An 18,595-nucleotide genomic window follows, 5' to 3' on the forward strand; every position below is an offset into this window, starting at 1 on the left:
ATTATTCTTTTTCAGAGGCCAAGTAATTTTTTATTAAATAGTGACCCAAATAAATTAAAGGAGTCAAGAGAATGGCAATTCCGAGTTTGAATGTATAACCAGTCAATGCCGAAGTTATAAAAGTATCAAAGTTTATTTTTCCCGGTAGCCAAAAAGCGATTCCCAACACAATAAATGAATCGAACAACTGAGAAATTATAGTGGAGCCTGTTGCTCTGAGCCAGATTTTGTTGTTTCCCGTACGGTTTTTGAAAAACCAAAAAACAGTCACATCTATTAATTGAGAAACCATGAAGGCAATAATGCTACCTACAATAATCCACATGCTTTGACCAAAAACTGCAAAAAATTGTTCATCATTTACCGGGCTTATTCCTTTTGCTGCAGGAATATTGATTGCAAAAAGTAAAACAAGGAAAGAATAGGAAATTAAACAGGCTGTGATTAGGGACAGTTTTTTTACTCCTTTTTCACCAAAATATTCATTGATTAAATCAGTCGTCAGGAAAACGATAGGCCAAGGCAAAATACCTATACTCATTACAAACGGACCTATTTGTATCAATTTTCCACCAATTAGTTCTGCTGTAACGGCGTTAGTAATGAAGATTCCGGCCAGAATAACAAAGACAAGGTCTTTTTTGGTTTTGAACATAAATAAAATTTAAATTTCAAATTTAGTGTTTTAATTTTTTTTTAGAAGTGGTTTTAAGGAATAAAAAAATCCCATTCGATTTGAAGAATGGGATTTTGAATTTTTAAACAAAATATAAATAAATTTAAGATTCTGTAATAAATTTTGAATAGATTATCCTAACGCAGCTCTTTTGAAACCGGTAACGATAAGATCTTTATCTAAAGATTTAGCATAAGCAGCAACGCTCATTTTGTTGTCTTTGATATAATCTTGGTTTACTAAAGTATTGTCTTTGAAGAAACGAGCCAGTTTACCTTTAGCGATATTGTCTAACATTGCTTCTGGTTTTCCTTCTTGACGTAAGATATCTTTAGCAATTTCGATTTCTTTAGCGATAGTTTCAGCATCAACACCATTTTCGTCTAAAGCAATAGGAGACATAGCTGCAGCTTGCATAGCGATATTTCTTGCTACTTCATCAGCACCTTCTAATTTTGCTGATAAACTAACTAAAGTGGCGATTTTGTTTCCAGAGTGGATGTAAGATCCGATAAAAGCACCTTCTAATTTCTCGAAAGTTCTGATTTCTAATTTTTCACCAATAACTCCTGTTTGCTCGATTAATTTATCAGCAACAGTGATTCCGTTGAAATCAGCCGCTAAAAATTCTTCTTTAGTATTGAAGTTCAATGCTAAATTAGCCATTTCAGTAGCCATTTTTACAAAGTTTTCATTCATCCCCACGAAGTCAGTCTCACAGTTCAATGTGATAACAACTCCAGCAGTTTTATCAGCGTTTACAACAGCAATTGCAGCACCTTCAGTAGATTCTCTGTCAGAACGGTTTGCAGCTACTTTTTGTCCTTTTTTACGTAAGTTTTCGATTGCTAAATCAAAATCTCCTTCTGATTCAACCAAGGCTTTTTTGCAGTCCATCATACCTGCACCAGTGATTGTTCTTAATTTATTTACGTCTGCAGCAGTAATTGTTGCCATAATTTTTATATTTAAAGATTAAAAGATTGAAAAATTTAAGGATTTAATTACTAATTCTACAATCAATAATTTTTAATCTTTAAACCCTTCAATCTTTAAATTTATTTTATTTATTCTTCAGTTGCAGTCGGCGCAGCAGCTTCAGCAGCAGGAGCGGCTTCTACAGCAGGAGTAACTTCAGCAGTAGGAGCAACAACTTCAGCAGTAGCATCACCTTCCTTGTCAGAACCTCTATCAGAAAGTCCTTCAACAATTGCAGCTGTAACTAAAGTTAAAATTTTATCAATTGATTTAGAAGCATCATCGTTAGATGGGATTACAAATTCAACCTCTCTTGGGTCAGAATTGGTATCCACCATTGCGAAAACTGGAATGTTTAATTTTTGTGCTTCTTTTATTGCAATGTGTTCCGCTTTGATATCAACTACGAACAATGCAGCCGGTAGTCTAGACATGTCAGCGATTGAACCTAAGTTTTTCTCTAATTTAGCACGAAGACGATCTACTTGCAAACGCTCTTTTTTAGAAAGAGTCATGAATGTACCATCTTTCTTCATTTTATCAATAGTAGCCATTTTTTTAACAGCTTTACGGATAGTTACGAAGTTAGTTAGCATTCCACCAGGCCATCTTTCTGTGATGTAAGGCATGTTTGCAGCTTTTGCTTTTTCAGCAACAATGTCTTTTGCTTGTTTTTTGGTAGCAACGAATAATATTTTTCTACCTGATGCAGCGATTTTTTTCAAAGCTTCATTCGCTTCTTCAATTTTTGCTGCAGTTTTATATAGATTGATAATGTGAATACCATTACGCTCCATATAGATGTAAGGAGCCATGTTTGGATCCCATTTTCTAGTCATGTGTCCAAAGTGAACACCTGCTTCTAGTAAGTCTTTTACTTCTACTTTGTTTGCCATTTTGTTCTAGTTTACGTTCTGTTGATTAGCAATGAATAAATGGCGATTTCTCGGCTTTATACATTTAGATGCTAAACTATTTCCTACCTCAGTAGGAGAGCAACAACAACTGTTTTTTTTAAATTTTTATGCTAAATTTATTTCAGCATCTTTTCACTTTAGGCTGATAATAAAACCAGCGTATGAACTTGATAATCTGAAACAAGTTCAGATTGAATATTAACGTTTAGAGAATTGGAATCTCTTACGAGCTTTCTTCTGACCGAATTTCTTACGTTCAACCATTCTTGGATCTCTTGTCAATAAACCTTGTGGTTTCAAGATAGCTCTGTTTTCAGCATTTACTTCACACATAACACGTGCCAATGCCATTCTTACAGCTTCTGCTTGACCAGTTGAACCACCTCCGTAAACGTTCACTTTTACGTCAAAGTTGCTTACATTTTCTGTCATAGACATTGGTTGTAATACTTTGTACTGTAAAGTTGCAGTTGGGAAATAAGTTTCGAATGGTTTTTTGTTTACAACGATTACTCCTGTTCCTTCCGAAACATAAACACGTGCAACAGCGGTTTTTCTTCTACCGATTTTGTGAATAACTCCCATTACTTAAGATCGTTAAGGTTAACTGTTCTAGGTTTCTGAGCGCCTTGTTTGTGCTCTGATCCTACAACAACATTTAAATTTCTAAAAAGTTCAGCGCCAATTTTATTTTTTGGCAACATTCCTTTTATCGCTTTTTCTACTAGTAATGCAGGATTCTTCGCTTGCAATACTTTAGCAGTTAAAGTTCTTTGACCTCCAGGGTAACCAGTGTGACGGATGTATGTTTTTTCATCCATTTTGTTACCTGTAAGGTTAATTTTTTCTGAGTTGATAACGATTACGTTATCTCCGCAGTCCACGTGTGGTGTGTAACTTGGCTTGTACTTACCTCTCAAAATCATAGCGACTTTTGAAGCAAGACGACCTAAGTTGTGACCATCAGCATCTACAACAATCCACTCTTTTGTAACGGTGGCTTTGCTTGCTGATTGTGTCTTGTAGCTTAATGCGTCCATAATATATTTTTAATTAAACATTCCATCCCCAATAAAGGGGTTGCAAAAGTACAATTAATTATTTTAAATACAAACACCTGTAAAAGATAATTTTAACGAGGAATCCATAGATTATTATTTTATGAAAATAATGATAATAAATGTAATAATACGGTAATATATAGTGTGATACATAAAAAAACCATTCGAATTATAAATTCAAATGGTTTTAATCAGGAGCGCAATTGTTTTATACGATAAAAATATTTGCTATTGCTACCGCTTGAGCTGTAGTCAATGGCTCGTCATAAGATTCTGAACCTGCATCTGCTCCAAATAGTGTAGCTGTATTGTATCCTGCTTGCAGTGTCACTTCTTCACCGTCATATACGGCTTGTGTTGCTGCGGGCATACCTGCACCTCTTTGATTTCCTGTAATCCATCCTTTTAATCCTCTTAATCTTCTTACTTCCGAGGCATGTCGGGCTTCAACAGAGTGAATCTGTAATGCAGCGGTTAACAAGTCGGGAGTTGAAATTAGATTTCCAGCCTGTCCTTTGTACGCTCTTACTCCTGTGTCTTCCAAGGCTTGCGCCAAGGCAAGAAATGTTGGATAGTCGTTAAAGGGTCTAAAAGCACCGCCAACTGTAAAGTCAAAAGTGGGTTTAGGTACAAAATTTGCACTTGCCGTACCGCCCAACCCTGCGATTAAAAAAGTTACATGACTAGTTTCGTGTTTGGAGATTTGTTCAAAAACTTTCCTATCACGACCTGAATTTTCAAGTAGAGGAATGACTCCGGAATCTAAACCCATCTGATAAAATTCTTTTTCAAGATATTCTAATGTCAAGGCCAATTGTAAAGCTCCAATTGGCGTACTCGGAGTTGGCGAAATATCAGCAGCATAGGCTGAAGTTGATGCTAATCCGAAAGGGATAGCTGCTAGTGCTAAATTTTTACCTAATTTACTGAATTGGCCTAAACTTTCTCTTCTGGAGCCTTTAGCTTGCATTACACTTTCATCTGCAAGAGACTCTATAAATTTTAATATGTTCATAATTTCTAAATTTAAAAGTTTAAGGTAAATACTGAGCAGTAAATTTTGTGGTAATAAATCCGGCAGCTATTGGAATTACTTGCGATGGATTACTTGCAACATCTAATCCCGTAGTTACATTTACAACATCATCGCCGGCAAAATCTTTTGAATTTGGATTAATTAAACTTCTAATAGCCGATGCGTGTCTTGCTTCAACAGAAACTATTTTCCCTGCTAATAAAAGGTAGTCAGGACTAGCTAATAATTTTCCAGCACCGTTGTAAGCAGCTACTCCTGTGTCTTCTAAAGCTTTGGCTGTAGCCAGGACTTGGGTGCGGTTGCTAAAATTCAAGGTTCCGTAGGTAAAAGACAAGTTGGGTAGCAATTGAGTTTTAGAGTCGGGTAAAGCACCGGTTAAGGCAGCCTTGAAAAATTCTCTGTGAATTACTTCATGACGATACAAATCGGTAAGAATTATTTGATCTTGCGCTGTGAAATTCGTCGTGAATCCTGAAGAGTTTACTACTTTAGTGTAAAAATCGGCTTCTAATTGTTCCAATGCATAAGCATAGGTTAAAACACCAAAATCTCCGCCTCCTAAATCAAAAACTCCATTTCGTGCTCCGGGAAACTGATTTACTGGTTTATTTTCATCATCGTCATTATTACAGCCCGCTAATAACAAACTGGTGCCCACAAGTGTGAGGCCACTAATTTTCAGGAAGCTCCTTCTGTTTGTGCAAGATGGTTTTACTTCTTGAATCGAAACTACATTTTTCATAATTTACTTTCTTTAAGGGTTATTAATAGTAATTACACGTTTAGTAGGTATAAACGAATTCTTAAGGTGTTCAGTTTTAGATTTTTATATTTTTTTTATAATACCACATAAAAAACTTAATTACGGTAATTTTTCGGGCAGATTAGGAGTAGTTTTTGGTTTAACTTATTGAATCAAAACTCTATTTTTTCATACTGTGAACATTTAAAAGGTTAGTAGTTGTATTCTTTCTGATTAATGATTTAATATGTATATTTGCGATTGATGAATTGTTATTACAAAGATAATGATAATAAGCCACGTCTTGTGTATTGATTTTCAATTAATTACAATGTAAAATTGATGTAATTATATTGATTATTATTATAGAATTGTTGAAATAGTTTGTATAATTACCATATCATCTTCTCGTTTCCCTTTAATATTTTAAAATATATGAAAGCCAAAGCTACATTAAAACAAATAGCAAAAGAACTTAACGTTTCTGTCTCAACAGTTTCAAAAGCGCTTAATGATAGTCCGGAAATTAGTGAGGTAACTAAAGTGAAAATTAAAGAATACGCAAAACTAAAAAACTACAAACCCAATGTTATTGGTCTGAATCTTAAAAACAGAAAAACAAAAACCATTGGTGTCATCATACCAAATATTTTAAATTCTTTTTTTGCCAAAGTATTTAGCGGTATTGAAAAAGTAGCGGACGAAAAAGGATACAACGTTATTATGTGTATTTCCAATGAATCGTCAGAGAAAGAAGCGCATACACTGGAAATGTTGAGTAATGGAACTATTGATGGCTTTATTGTTTCAGTTTCTGAGGAAGCACAAAAAAATCAGGATTACGGTCATTTCTCAGCAATTATTAATGATGGAACTCCCATTGTTATGTTTGACCGAATTGCGGAAGGCGTTGATTGTGATAAAGTAATTGTAGATGATTTTGATTCTGCTTTAAATTCCACCCAACATTTAATTGATTTGGGCTGCAAAAATATCGCTTTGTTGTCTTCTATCGATAATTTAAGTGTTGGTAAGTTAAGAGCAGAAGGGTATTTGAAAGCTTTGCAAAAAAATAATATTGCTGTGAATAGCGCCGTAATCCTAAGAACGGACTCTGAAGAAGATTTAAAAGAGAAAATCGAAAAAGTTTTTGAAAATAAAATTGATGGGATTTTTGCTTTGGAAGAAAATGATTCTGTTGCCGCATTACGAATCGCGCTTAAAAAAGGATTTAAAGTTCCAGAACATATTTCAATCATTGGTTTTGCCGATGGAATTCTTGCTTCCCGTAGATTGTCGCCCAGTTTGACAACTATAAGTCAACACGGAATAGAAATAGGAGAAGTAGCTGCTAAATTGCTCATCGACAGATTAGAATCCAAAGAAGAGCATGTTCCTTATGAAACCGTTGTCATTAAAACAAAATTGAAAGAAAGAGAGTCAACAAGAAAATTGTAGCAACTTGTTTACTATAACTACAAAAAAATCTCTAATCGTTTCGGAATGATTAGAGATTTTTTTTGGCACAATAAGAGATAATTTTAATGCGCTTCCAGCCAGTCTTTTCCTGATCCTAAATCTACATCCAGCGAAACATCCAGCGGAAAAGTTTTTTATTTATGCTCTAAAGAGCCGGCGTAATAAATTAATAAGGAAGTCTTTTAAAATTATGATGTAAATAGTTTGAAGTGTTAAACTTGTTAATTATATGTTAAATCATAAGATAATTCGTTAATTCGTTTTTTTTTTTTTTTTCATATTTGTCTTACTGGAGAACTTGTTGTTCAGGTTCTTAAGTTGATTTACCTCCCGATATAAGCATTAGCTAAACGATAGTCGCGAATATAGTAAGCTAACCTTGCAAGGATGTTCTAAAAAGGAAGTAAAGTCAACGGGGCGAAAGAAATTAATCTAATTTATTACATGTTGCTAAAGTTTTCGCCCTTAAATGGCAGACAGTCTGCAAACAGATTTATTTATTAATCACAAAATTTAAAGTAAAATGAAAAAATGTTTATTTTTAACGGTATTCTTTTTGGTTACCGCTATGTCTTTTGCAAATGTAGTAAAAGACAAATTGTATACAGTTGTAGATAATGGAGCTATTGTTTATCTGCAAAAGACAATAGATGCATTTACAACAGAGGAGAGCATTGATGATAGTTGTTCTGCAAGTTGTTATGGAGATATCTATTTCAATGGGGTATACAGAACAACTGTATTTGCATCTGCAACTGCTGGTGATTGTGTTACCGCACAAACTAACTGTTTGCAAGAGGCAAATGCAAAAGCTCAAACGTACATCGCCGAAGCTGAGATATCTATGTAATAATGTTCAATATAGAGGCTTTTTATAAGCCTCTATTAAAATTTAGTTTATATGAGAAATTTGTATGTTTTAAGTTTACTTTTTATGGTCAGCTCAACCGTTTGGGCACAAAAAGATTCTATTCAGTCGCTTACTATAAAATATAATTACACAGTAAGGGGTAATGCTGCCAAAAATATTACTTATAAAGGAGGGTATAATTTAGTACTATTTTCAGATTTTGGAATATCTGTCTATGATAAAGAGGAAAATATTGCTCCTAAGGTAGAGAGTCCAGTAAGTAATTCAGCTGTGATTGAATGGAAGCCAAAAGGGAAAAATCTTTTAACCCTATATAAGAATTATGCAGGAAATGAGATGTTTTTGAAAAGTGATATTAATTTTCGTTTTTTTGTTCAAAAAGATTCCTTAACTATTTTTGATTGGGATATAAAAGAAGAAACGAAAACAATTCTGGGATATAATTGCCAAGCCGCGACTACTACTTTTAGAGGTAGAAATTATAAAGCATGGTTTACTACTGCACTACCTGTTTGTGGGCCCTGGAAGTTCGATAGTTTACCAGGAGCTATATTAGAGGTAAAAGCATTAGATGATTATGTAAGTTGGGAAGCCATTGGGATAATTGCAAATAAACAAAAAACAGATTATCCTAAACCTGAAAATCCTTTTGTTTTAGATAAAGCTTTAACGTGGTCTGAATTTAAGTTGTTGTATAAAGAAAAAGCAATAGCTGCAAGTAAGTATATAACCAAAGAAGGAGAAAAATTAAATATTGTCACAGCAAGAATGGGAGTGGAGCGCTACATTGAAGAAGATGATAAGGACTACCAAGCAGATAAAGTGATGAAAAAAATAATGAACGGAAATAAGTAATCATAAGTAGTATTAATGAAGGTACTTTACTCTTTTTTACTCGTATTCGTGACTAGTAGTATTTGCGCTCAAACAATTAAGGGGCGTGTCTATGATGCAAACAACAACCCGATCAATGCAGCTAATATATTGTTTAAAGATGCTGCTAACACAGCACTTATTAAGGAATTTACTCCTGTAAAAAAGGGTAATTTTACAATTTCTCTGAAAAAAAAGTACACTGCAATCATGGTCGAGGTACAAATAAACGGATTTGTAATTCCAACACAAATAATAGAAAATCCTGAACCGCTCAAGAGTTATAATCTAGAATTTAGAATAGAAAATGAGCAAAAAATAAATCTTAAAGAAGTAGTTATTCTTGCCAAGAAAAAAGGATTTGAGATAGTTGAGGATACTGTAAAATATAATGTGACAGCATATCGCGATGGGAGTGAACGAAAGATAGACGATATCATAAAAAAGTTACCTGGTATAACAGTAGAGCCTAATTCAGGTAGAATAAAATATAAGGGAAAAGAAATAGAGACTGTTACACTAGAAGGCGATAATTTATTTGGGTACAACTATACAGTTGGAACTAAAAATATCAATGTAGATATGGTCGACCAAGTGCAGGCAGTCGATCATTATGCAGAAAACCCTTTGCTTAAAGGAATAGAACAAAACGATAAGGTTTCCTTGAATTTGATCTTAAAAAAGGGCCGACTGGATTTTTCAGGTGATATAACGACTGGAGTAGGTCTTTTCGACAAAGGAAAGATGGCGCATGATGACAGTGCCACGCTTTTAGGAATCACTAAAAATTTCAAATCATTTGGCACATTAAATTACAATACAATCGGCAAAAATACTTCGCCATTTGATTATTCAGGTTTTAACTTAAATCCAGAGGAATTGCGTGAGCGGGACATAAATGCCATGAAAATAATACCTGAAACAATGTTTTCTAGTGCTCTGGGAAATGAGCGGGCGAATATTAACAACCAGTTTTTTGGTAATTTTAACAGCATTTTTAAAATAGGAAAACATTTAAGTATAAAAACAAACGGTTATTATATTAGGGATATAATAGTCAGGAACGAATTAGTTGAAAACCAATTTCAAATCAACAATCAATCTTTTGCTACATCAGATTATACTTCCCATATTAAAAAGCCTGAACAGTATAGAGGTGATTTAGAAATTAAATATACTATGTCCAAAAAATCTTCATTGGAATATACCTCTAGGATAAAGGAAGAAAGTATAGCGACACCAATCAGTATTCTTAGAAACGAAGTGGATGTGTTTAGTTCCAATTTAACCTCGAAGGATATATTATTTAAGCAACGGTTGCTGTGGACAAATAAGTTCAGCGAAAACAAAGCAATTCAAGGCTCATTTTATCAAGCAACCAATTATCGTCCCCAAAAATTAATTATATCCCCATCAGTGTTTAATTCAGGAAATGGAATTGATACGCAAGAAAGTGCTTTTAGAAAAAATTATTTAGAAGGGACTTTTAAATTTTTTGGCTCTATCAAAAAAAATAAATACGATTTTAATTTAGGATCTATTTTAGAGGAAAATCCTTTTAATTCTAATTTAGTCTCAGAGAATAATCAGATTAGCGAAAACAGATTTAATTATGTGCAACAATCTATTTTTCTTTCCACTAATTATCATTTTAATAAAGGTAGGTGGCGTATTTCTCCTGGTGGCAGCTTTCGCTACTTGTTGCAAAAAAGGAATGATTATGTTGTAGATCAAAGTGATGTACAACGGGATTTTATTTTTGAGCCTAGTTTGAGTGCTTCCTATCGTATTTCGACCCTAGCAAGTTTGAATGCATCAATGGGATATAAGCAGTTGTATAATTCTGAAGCCTTCTTGTTTCAAAATCCAATACTTGTTAATAACCGAGTTAGTTACAACAACACACCTTCGCTTGAATTACAAAAAAGGCAACATTACAGCCTAGATTATACAAGAAATGATTTGTTTAATCAATTTGAATTTATTACCGATATTAATTTCCAAAAAGTTAAAGGGAACTTCTTTTCTAACGCAATCATCACAGAAAACACAACCGTAGTTAATAATTTCTTTTTGCCGGAATGGACAAATGATTTGACTGCGAACATGAGAGTTTCAAAATACATTCCTTTTCTAGAATCTACATTTAAATTAACTTCCACGTTCAATTATTCTAATTTTAAAAACATTATAAATAGTTCGGAATTAAGAAATAATGAAATTAATTTTTTTAGAAATGAATTATTCTGTAAAACTGCATTTGACTTTGCTGTGAATTTTGAAAGCACTTCTGTTTTTCAAAATTCAGTCGCAAAAAGTCAAGGTCAACAGAAACAATTCACTAATTCTAGTTTTCAAGAAACCTTTAGCGTTTTGGTGACCCCGTTTAAGCGATGGAAATGGACTGTTTCTGCGGATTATTTTCTTCCAAATAGTGACGATAAAAGTATCGATTTTTTATTTTTAAGCAGTAGTTTTGATTATCAAGCCAAACAGAATAAGTGGCGGTTAGGTGTAGAATTGAAAAATTTATTTAATGAAAAAAACTTTGAGCAAATTCAGAATAACGATTATTCTACCAATATTTTTAGAAGCACTTTACTGCCAAGATATTTTCTGGTAACTTTTTCTTGGAATTTCTAGTTTTGAACACGACAATTAACAAAAAAATCTCTACTCGTTTTTAAATGATTAGAGATTTTTTTTGGGTAGAATAAAAGATAATTTTAATGCGCTTCCAGCCAATCTTTTCCTGATCCTAAATGAACATCCAACGGAACAGCAAGTGTGTAAGCATGTTCCATTTCGTGTTTAATCATTGGTTTGATTTTTTCGAGTTCCGAATTATGCACATCGAAAACAAGTTCATCATGAACCTGTAGCAGCATTTTGCTTTTCCAGTTTTCGGAGGTTAGTTTTTGATGAATGTTAATCATCGCAATTTTGATAATATCGGCGGCACTTCCTTGTATCGGCGCGTTTACCGCGTTTCGTTCTGCACCGCCACGAACAATGGCATTTTGTGAATTGATATCTTTTAAATAACGGCGACGGCCAAGGATTGTTTGCACATAGCCGTTCTCTCTGGCAAATTCTATTTGTTCCTGAATATAGGATTTTAATCTTGGATAAGTTTGGTAATACGCTTCAATCAGAGCCGCACTTTCACTTCTGGACAATGAAGTTTGATTGCTCAGTCCAAAAGCTGAAACTCCATATATAATTCCGAAATTTACCGTTTTGGCATGACTTCGTTGCTCACGTGTCACTTCTTCAAGCGGGACATTAAACACTTTAGAAGCAGTAGATTTGTGAATGTCTTCATGATTTTGGAATGCCTTTATCATGTTTTCTTCCCCGCTTAATGCGGCAATTACACGCAATTCTATTTGAGAATAATCCGCAGAAACCAAAGTGTAATTTTCATCTCGGGCCACAAATGCTTTCCGTATTTGTCGACCACGTTCCGTACGAATCGGAATATTTTGTAAATTAGGATTATTGGAACTTAAACGACCTGTTGCGGCAACAGTTTGCATGTAATCGGTGTGAATGCGGCGAGAGATTTCATCTACTTGATTGGGCAGCGCATCAACATAGGTGTTTTGCAGTTTCACTAATTGTCGCCAGTCCTGAATGTCCTTTACAATTGGGTTTTCGGCGGCTAAATAACTTAAGATTTCCTCTCCCGTTGCGTATTGACCGGTTTTGGTTTTCTTTTGCTTTGCACCACCAATTTTCAATTTGTCAAATAAAACATCACCTAATTGTTTTGGGGAAGCGAGATTGAATTTTTCACCGGCAGTTTCAAATATGTTCGCTTCTAAAATTTTAATATCATCATCCAATGTTTTCGAAAGCGATTTCAAGAAATTTACGTCTACACGAATACCTTCTTTTTCCATATCAGCCAAGACTTTTACCAATGGAATTTCGATTTCCTCAAAAAGTTTTTTGGTACCGGTTTTGTCTAATTCCAAAGTGAATATCTCTTTGAGTTGCAAGGTTACATCGGCATCTTCAACGGCATATTCTTTGATTTCTTCCAGTTCAACATCGCGCATTGATTTCTGGTTTTTTCCTTTTTTTCCAATTAATGTTTCAATGGATTGAGGCGAATATTTTAAATACGTTTCCGATAAAATATCCATATTATGACGCATATCCGGATTAATAAGATAATGTGCAATCATGGTATCGAATAGCTTTCCTTTTACGGTAACATTATAATTAGAAAGAATTTTTAAATCATATTTTAAATTTTGACCAATTTTCTCGATGCTTTCATTTTCGAAAAAAGGAATGAATTTCTCGATTAAAGCCTGTGCTTCCTCTTGATTTTCCGGAAACGGAACATAAAATCCTTTTCCTTTTTCGTAAGAGAATGATATTCCAACCAACTCTGCATGTAAAGCATCTAAACCCGTTGTTTCGGTATCAAAACATACTGAAGTTTGTTTTTGTAAATTTTGTAACAGCAATTTCAGTCCTAAATCCCCTAGGATTATCTGATACGAATGTTCTGTATTTGCTAATGAACTGTAATATTGATGACGTGTTTCTTCAGAAGAATCGTCATGAATGGTAGTTCCAAAAAGGTCGAACTGTTCTTCGTTTTTAGCTTGAGGTTTTTTGTATAATTTGGTTTCATCAACTGGGTTGGTGTTGTTAGAGGCAGTTCCGCCTTTTTTAAATATAGCGTCAAATTGTTCCGCCATTCGTCTAAATTCTAATTCGTTGAATAGCGCATCCGTTTTCTCGACATCAGGAGTGGATAATTCATAATCTGTTTCGTCAAAAATAACGGGACAATCCAGAAGAATAGTTGCTAAAGTTTTGGACAATAATCCTTTTTCCTTGTTGGCTTCAATGTTCTCTTTCATTTTTCCTTTCAGCTTGTCTGTGTTGGCCAGAAGGTTTTCCATAGTTCCAAATTCCTTTAAAAGTTTCTTAGCCGTTACTTCTCCCACGCCGGGCAGTCCCGGAATGTTATCGGCAGCATCGCCCATCATTCCAAGAAAGTCAATTACTTGATCTGGTCGTTCGATTTCAAATTTTGCCAAAACCTCAGGAATCCCCCAAATTTCTATTCCATTTCCCATTCGGGCGGGTTTATACATAAATATATTTTCGGAAACAAGCTGTGCAAAATCCTTATCTGGTGTAACCATAAAGACTTTGTAGTTTTCTTTTTCAGCTTGTTTTGCAATAGTCCCAATTAAATCATCAGCTTCATATCCTTTTACTTCAATAATAGGAATGTGCATGGCTTTCAATAGTTCTTGTATGTATGGAATGGCAATTTTTATGGCTTCGGGAGTGGCATCTCGATGGGCTTTGTAATCGGGAAATATGTCATTTCGCAATTGGCTTCCTCCATTATCAAATGCAACGGCTAAATGGTCTGGTTTTTCTCTTTTTATAACATCCATCAAGGAATTCATAAATCCCATAATGGCTGATGTATCGAGTCCTTTAGAGTTGATTCTTGGGTTTTTTATGAAAGCATAATAACCTCTAAAGATTAAGGCATAAGCATCGAGGAGAAAAAGTCGTTTCTGTTGTGACATGAATTGTGATTTTGTAAAGTTTTCAAAAGTACGAAACTTGGCAGATAAAGGAGTAAAGGTTCGAATTATTTCTTTTAAGATGCGCCATGAAATCCAATTTTGAAATGAATAAATTGAAAGTACAATCTAAATTTTATCATTTTGTTTGGAATAGATATTTTACCATCTTTTATACACAAGAAAATAATTACAAAAAGTAAAATGGATATTTTTAGTATTATTAAAATGTAAGATTATGAGCATAATAAATTTAAAAAAGTGTGTTTAATCGATTAAATTAGTATTTAATCGATGTAAAGTATAATTTTGAGCTTTAGCTTAAAAAGCTGAATTATAGTGTTGAAGTTTAATAATTTAATTTATTCGTAATGAAAAAACATTACTTTACTAAAAAAGTATTACCAGCCTGTTTGTTATTTTTTATGACAATAACAACAAATGTATTTGCTCAAGTAGGCATTGGAACTATTACTCCGAATGCGAGTTCTGTGTTAGATGTGTCCTCTACAACTCAAGGATTGTTGACACCCAGAATGACAACGGCACAACGTGTTGCCATTGTATCTCCAGCTGACGGTTTAATGGTGTACGACACGGATTTAAAATCTTTTTATCATTACAATTCTTCTATAACGTCTTGGAATGTTATTAATAGCGGTACTACCGGTAGATTAAAATTTAAGAGAATTAAATCTACAGATGTATTATCAACGGTTTTGGCGGCCGAGAAATCTGCAGGAAATGGAAATAAATATCTTTTGGATGCAACAACCTTATATGAAATTAACGGAACCATCATGGTCGATTTGCCGATAGAATTGAATAATGCTTATGTTTCTGGTCAGGATGTAAATGAGGATAAGTTGGTCAGAACATCTGGAAATCTGTTTGATGGCGCAACAGGAGGGAGTATTCGCAACGTAACAATTCAGGTCACTGGAGGGGGAAAGGTATTTAACTTAAGTGGAGCGGCAACGCAAAATTTAATTTTTAGGGACGCTATTGTTGTAGCTTCTTCAAATGTTGGTTCCATAACTGGTTTTGGCTTAGTATTCGTTAATATTGTTCAATTTGTTGGGAATACTACTGGTATCGTTTATAATACTATCAGTAAATTATTAATTGGTAATGCAGGTTGGTTTAGCAACAATACAGGGACTTATGAAACATTACAAGGGACGTTTGGTTTAGTGCAAAAACAAGGAGGTTTCAGCGAGGTTTCTGGAACGAGTATTGGCTTTGACGTTTCTTCTAATCCAACAATCACTGGAGATGCAGTTATGGAGACCGTTGTTTTTACAGGTGCATTGTCTACCGGAAAATATGTAAATGGATACACAATTGGGGGCTATACGGGATATAATTTTAATAATAACTGGAATGTTCGTTGTGCAGGCATACCCACTGAAACTGATGCTACAGCTGTAGGAGAGTTTTCGGTAGACTATCCCGTTGGATCTGGCGCCGCTACTAATTTCAATACAAATAACCCTAGTAATATTACTAAAGTTCTAGGGGAATCGGCTTCAACAAATTTATTTAGATTTTCTACCGGTTTGACCAACAATAAATTAGTCTATTTAGGAAAGAAGAAGAGATTTTTTCAAGTGACAGGCGCTATTTCCTTTCAGGTTTCAAATCCAGGGACTTATATTATTTATATTGCGAAAAACGGAGCGGTTGTTACTCAATATAAAATTTATGGACGAGGTACAGTTGCAAGTGATATTGTTGTGTTGCCACTAAATGCTTTGGTAGAATTGACTACGAATGATTATATTGAAGTATATGCGCAACGTTTTACTTCAACAGTGAATACGGATATTATAATAACCCCAAACATGACCTTAGTTTTGAAATAGTTGGAATTAGTGAAAAAGAAAAGCTGCATTATTTAATTTTTTAAATAATGCGGTTTTTTAAATTGAAATCGAATTTTACTAAGTGATTTATATTAATTAAAAAAATAGACACACAATTAAGAAGGATGGGAAACCGTTAAATTTTAATTAATTAGAAACCGTTTTCATCAATTGTTTTGTTATTTTGTGTAAAATTTGATTAAAATGATCTTTCGTATCGTATTCTTGTGTCTCATCCTTCTTATTATTGAGCTATATACTTTTCAGGTATTAAAAACTTTAATAAAATCAAAGCCAGTATTATTTTCAATTCAGCTTATAAGCCTACTGGTTTTAGTATATATTGTTTATTCTTTGATGCAATTTGATCGAAATTCAGGGCAAACTAGGCAATTGATGGGTGTTGTAGGTTTACTGCTTATTGTTTATGTTCCCAAATTGATTTTGACTCTTGTCCTAATGAGCGAAGATATTTTTAGATTGGGAGCAGGAACCGTAAATTATTTTGTCGATTATGACAAGAGCACGGATTTCCTCAACTCCAGACGAAAGTTCGTCAGTCAAATAGGATTAGGGTTAGCGGCAGTTCCTTTTTTATCTTTAATTTATGGTGTGACCATTGGAAAATACAATTATAAAGTAATCAAACAACGTATTTTTTTCCCGGATTTGCCAGAAGCTTTTGATGGGTTTAAGATTACTCAAATATCGGATGTTCACAGCGGAAGTTTTGATAACCCGGAAAAAATTAATTACGCTATTGATTTAGTTAATGAACAAAATTCAGATTTGATTTTGTTTACGGGTGATATCGTAAATACGGATGCCAAGGAAATGCATCCTTGGATAGAAACTTTCAATAGAATTAAAAAACACGAATATGGTAAATATTCCGTTTTGGGGAATCACGATTACGGCGAATATGTAACATGGCCAACAGAGGCTGCCAAAGAAGAGAATTTTAAAGCTATAAAAAGTTTGTATGGGGAAATTGGTTTCAATTTGTTGCTGAATGAACATACTTTTATCGAAAAAGAAGGAGCTAAAATAGCGTTGGTTGGTGTCGAAAACTGGGGTCATAACTTCAAGCAGGCCGGAGATTTAAATAAAGCTGGGGGACCGTTAAAGAAAGAAGATTTCAAGATTTTGATGAGTCACGATCCTTCACATTGGGAGCATGTCGTGCAACATGATGAGAAACATTATCACCTTACGCTTTCTGGTCACACGCACGGAATGCAATTTGGTATCGAAATTCCGGGTTATTTCAAATGGAGCCTGGCTCAATATGTTTACAAGCAATGGGCTGGTTTATATGAAAATCTTGGACGATACGTTTATGTCAATCGAGGATTTGGTTTCCACGCATATCCAGGTAGAGTAGGTATTATGCCGGAAATAACAGTCATTGAACTAAAAAAAGGCGTTAATGTGGCATAATTCGTTTAAAATGCTACATTTGTAAAATAAATATCTCTTTTTAGTGAATTTTAAAAATTAAATTTTTGGTTTTATGTCAAAATTTGGAGAACTTATAAATACTCAAGTGCCTGTATTAATTGATTTTTATACAGAGTGGAACGAATCTTCAGTTTCAATGCATCCTGTTATCAGAGATGTAGCAGCAGCTCTTGGCGATAAAGCGAAAGTGATAAAAATTGATGTAGATAAAAATCAAGAGTTAGCAGATGCTTTGCGCATCAAAGGTTTGCCAACATTGATGATTTACAAACAAGGTCAAATGATCTGGAGACAATCTGGCGAATTAGATGCCAATACGCTTATTGGAATCGTTCAGGAACAATTCTAAAATTGTTTATGTCGCAAAACATCACAATTAAAATTATTTTCTTTTAAAAAAGCCAGTGTTTTTGGTAAAACATATTCAAGATTTTTGAAGGCTTTAATACTATCGTGAAACACAATAATACTTCCGGGTTTTACTTTTGACAGCACATTATTTAAACATTGTTCTTTAGATAGTGTTGTATCAAAATCTGCGCTAAGTAAATCCCACATAATTATTTCATATCCCAATTTTTCTATTGCTCTTGCTTGAGCGGTTTTTAATTTGCCGTAAGGCGGACGGAATAATTTAGATTTTGAATTGTAATCTGTAGTTTTTTCGATTACTTCTTCGCACAATTTAATGTTTTTAATGTAAGCTTCAGTCGGCGTTTTCCATCCGTTTAAATGATTGAAAGTGTGGTTTCCTATGGCATGACCTTCGCTGATTACTTTTTTGAATATTTCGGGATGCTTCTCAATATTTTCTCCAATACAAAAAAAAGTAGATTTCAAGTCGTATTTTTTTAATTCTTCCAAAACCCATGTTGTAATTTCTGGAATAGGTCCGTCATCGAAAGTGAGATATACGGTATTTCCTGAATTGGAAACATCCCAAGTATAATTAGAAAATATTTTTTTGATGATCCAATTTGTCTTGACCCAGTAAAATTTCATTTTTTAGTTTTAAGATTAAAAAAAAATAGCGACATTTTTCAACACCGCTATTTTTTCTAATTGAATT

General features: G+C 33.9%; 16 protein-coding genes. 7 read left to right on the top strand and 9 right to left on the bottom strand.

All coding sequences use genetic code 11. The annotated features are described in order from the left end of the window. Position 1: 1 nt before the first annotated feature. From ACP7AT_RS03240 to ACP7AT_RS03270, 7 genes are all read right to left on the bottom strand, one after another. Positions 2-655: a queuosine precursor transporter gene (locus ACP7AT_RS03240; protein ID WP_426062921.1), complete on the bottom strand. Its 654-nt coding sequence runs from the start codon at positions 653-655 to the stop codon at positions 2-4. A 153-nt stretch (positions 656-808) separates the two neighbouring features. After that, a complete protein-coding gene (tsf, locus tag ACP7AT_RS03245; protein WP_426062922.1) occupies positions 809-1,633 on the bottom strand; it encodes a translation elongation factor Ts in 825 nt (274 codons plus the stop codon). A 110-nt stretch (positions 1,634-1,743) separates the two neighbouring features. Continuing rightward, entirely contained in the window at positions 1,744-2,550 is an 807-nt protein-coding gene (gene rpsB / locus ACP7AT_RS03250) for a 30S ribosomal protein S2 (protein WP_426062923.1), read from the bottom strand. A gap of 219 nt (positions 2,551-2,769) precedes the next feature. Beyond that, positions 2,770-3,156 (bottom strand): 30S ribosomal protein S9, encoded by a 387-nt coding sequence (gene rpsI / locus ACP7AT_RS03255; RefSeq protein WP_091202987.1) that lies wholly within the window; start codon positions 3,154-3,156, stop codon positions 2,770-2,772. Continuing rightward, positions 3,156-3,611 carry a 50S ribosomal protein L13 gene (gene rplM, locus ACP7AT_RS03260; RefSeq protein WP_091202984.1) on the bottom strand — a complete coding sequence of 152 codons (456 nt, stop codon included), beginning with the start codon at positions 3,609-3,611 and terminating at the stop codon, positions 3,156-3,158. Before rplM ends, rpsI begins: the two co-directional genes overlap by 1 nt. A gap of 229 nt (positions 3,612-3,840) precedes the next feature. After that, positions 3,841-4,647 (bottom strand): ferritin-like domain-containing protein, encoded by an 807-nt coding sequence (locus tag ACP7AT_RS03265; RefSeq protein WP_426062924.1) that lies wholly within the window; start codon positions 4,645-4,647, stop codon positions 3,841-3,843. Positions 4,648-4,666: 19 nt separating this feature from the next. Continuing rightward, positions 4,667-5,410, bottom strand: a complete 744-nt coding sequence (locus tag ACP7AT_RS03270; RefSeq protein WP_426062925.1) for a ferritin-like domain-containing protein — start codon at positions 5,408-5,410, stop codon at positions 4,667-4,669. 435 nt (positions 5,411-5,845) lie between these two features. Between ACP7AT_RS03270 and ACP7AT_RS03275 the strand changes: the two genes are divergently transcribed. From ACP7AT_RS03275 to ACP7AT_RS03290, 4 genes are all read left to right on the top strand, one after another. Next, positions 5,846-6,868: a LacI family DNA-binding transcriptional regulator gene (locus ACP7AT_RS03275; RefSeq protein ID WP_426062926.1), complete on the top strand. Its 1,023-nt coding sequence runs from the start codon at positions 5,846-5,848 to the stop codon at positions 6,866-6,868. A gap of 544 nt (positions 6,869-7,412) precedes the next feature. After that, complete coding sequence (locus ACP7AT_RS03280) at positions 7,413-7,739, top strand: hypothetical protein (RefSeq protein ID WP_426062927.1); 327 nt, start codon at positions 7,413-7,415, stop codon at positions 7,737-7,739. A 51-nt stretch (positions 7,740-7,790) separates the two neighbouring features. Then, positions 7,791-8,615 (top strand): GLPGLI family protein, encoded by an 825-nt coding sequence (locus ACP7AT_RS03285; protein ID WP_426062928.1) that lies wholly within the window; start codon positions 7,791-7,793, stop codon positions 8,613-8,615. Positions 8,616-8,630: 15 nt separating this feature from the next. Further along, a complete protein-coding gene (locus ACP7AT_RS03290; RefSeq protein WP_426062929.1) occupies positions 8,631-11,276 on the top strand; it encodes a hypothetical protein in 2,646 nt (881 codons plus the stop codon). Positions 11,277-11,359: 83 nt separating this feature from the next. Here ACP7AT_RS03290 and polA read toward each other — a convergent pair whose 3' ends face one another. Further along, complete coding sequence (polA, locus tag ACP7AT_RS03295; RefSeq protein WP_426062930.1) at positions 11,360-14,203, bottom strand: DNA polymerase I; 2,844 nt, start codon at positions 14,201-14,203, stop codon at positions 11,360-11,362. Positions 14,204-14,571: 368 nt separating this feature from the next. On the opposite strand from polA, the gene ACP7AT_RS03300 reads away from it, so the two are divergent. The 3 genes from ACP7AT_RS03300 (at position 14,572) to ACP7AT_RS03310 (ending at position 17,875) form a co-directional block, all read left to right on the top strand. Further along, positions 14,572-16,065 (top strand): hypothetical protein, encoded by a 1,494-nt coding sequence (locus ACP7AT_RS03300; RefSeq protein WP_426062931.1) that lies wholly within the window; start codon positions 14,572-14,574, stop codon positions 16,063-16,065. 204 nt (positions 16,066-16,269) lie between these two features. After that, positions 16,270-17,505 carry a metallophosphoesterase gene (locus tag ACP7AT_RS03305; protein WP_426062932.1) on the top strand — a complete coding sequence of 412 codons (1,236 nt, stop codon included), beginning with the start codon at positions 16,270-16,272 and terminating at the stop codon, positions 17,503-17,505. Positions 17,506-17,578: 73 nt separating this feature from the next. Then, positions 17,579-17,875 (top strand): thioredoxin family protein, encoded by a 297-nt coding sequence (locus ACP7AT_RS03310; RefSeq protein ID WP_114754879.1) that lies wholly within the window; start codon positions 17,579-17,581, stop codon positions 17,873-17,875. Here ACP7AT_RS03310 and ACP7AT_RS03315 read toward each other — a convergent pair. Then, positions 17,872-18,528, bottom strand: coding sequence for a polysaccharide deacetylase family protein (locus ACP7AT_RS03315; RefSeq protein WP_426062933.1), 657 nt, complete (start codon positions 18,526-18,528; stop codon positions 17,872-17,874). The genes ACP7AT_RS03310 and ACP7AT_RS03315 overlap by 4 nt on opposite strands. Positions 18,529-18,595 lie beyond the last annotated feature (67 nt).

It is taken from the genome of Flavobacterium sp. DSP2-3-1, assembly GCF_049896865.1.
GTDB lineage: Bacteria > Bacteroidota > Bacteroidia > Flavobacteriales > Flavobacteriaceae > Flavobacterium.

Bases quoted from the DNA above. Each gene is read 5' to 3' on its own strand.
- rpsB (WP_426062923.1), bottom strand. From the start codon at position 2,550: ATGGCAAACAAAGTAGAAGTAAAAGACTTACTAGAAGCAGGTGTTCAC.
- ACP7AT_RS03275 (WP_426062926.1), top strand. From the start codon at position 5,846: ATGAAAGCCAAAGCTACATTAAAACAAATAGCAAAAGAACTTAACGTT.
- ACP7AT_RS03265 (WP_426062924.1), bottom strand. From the start codon at position 4,647: ATGAACATATTAAAATTTATAGAGTCTCTTGCAGATGAAAGTGTAATG.
- ACP7AT_RS03280 (WP_426062927.1), top strand. From the start codon at position 7,413: ATGAAAAAATGTTTATTTTTAACGGTATTCTTTTTGGTTACCGCTATG.
- ACP7AT_RS03305 (WP_426062932.1), top strand. From the start codon at position 16,270: ATGATCTTTCGTATCGTATTCTTGTGTCTCATCCTTCTTATTATTGAG.
- rpsI (WP_091202987.1), bottom strand. From the start codon at position 3,156: ATGGGAGTTATTCACAAAATCGGTAGAAGAAAAACCGCTGTTGCACGT.
- ACP7AT_RS03240 (WP_426062921.1), bottom strand. From the start codon at position 655: ATGTTCAAAACCAAAAAAGACCTTGTCTTTGTTATTCTGGCCGGAATC.
- ACP7AT_RS03285 (WP_426062928.1), top strand. From the start codon at position 7,791: ATGAGAAATTTGTATGTTTTAAGTTTACTTTTTATGGTCAGCTCAACC.
- ACP7AT_RS03290 (WP_426062929.1), top strand. From the start codon at position 8,631: ATGAAGGTACTTTACTCTTTTTTACTCGTATTCGTGACTAGTAGTATT.
- ACP7AT_RS03310 (WP_114754879.1), top strand. From the start codon at position 17,579: ATGTCAAAATTTGGAGAACTTATAAATACTCAAGTGCCTGTATTAATT.
- polA (WP_426062930.1), bottom strand. From the start codon at position 14,203: ATGTCACAACAGAAACGACTTTTTCTCCTCGATGCTTATGCCTTAATC.
- ACP7AT_RS03315 (WP_426062933.1), bottom strand. From the start codon at position 18,528: ATGAAATTTTACTGGGTCAAGACAAATTGGATCATCAAAAAAATATTT.
- tsf (WP_426062922.1), bottom strand. From the start codon at position 1,633: ATGGCAACAATTACTGCTGCAGACGTAAATAAATTAAGAACAATCACT.
- ACP7AT_RS03270 (WP_426062925.1), bottom strand. From the start codon at position 5,410: ATGAAAAATGTAGTTTCGATTCAAGAAGTAAAACCATCTTGCACAAAC.
- rplM (WP_091202984.1), bottom strand. From the start codon at position 3,611: ATGGACGCATTAAGCTACAAGACACAATCAGCAAGCAAAGCCACCGTT.
- ACP7AT_RS03300 (WP_426062931.1), top strand. From the start codon at position 14,572: ATGAAAAAACATTACTTTACTAAAAAAGTATTACCAGCCTGTTTGTTA.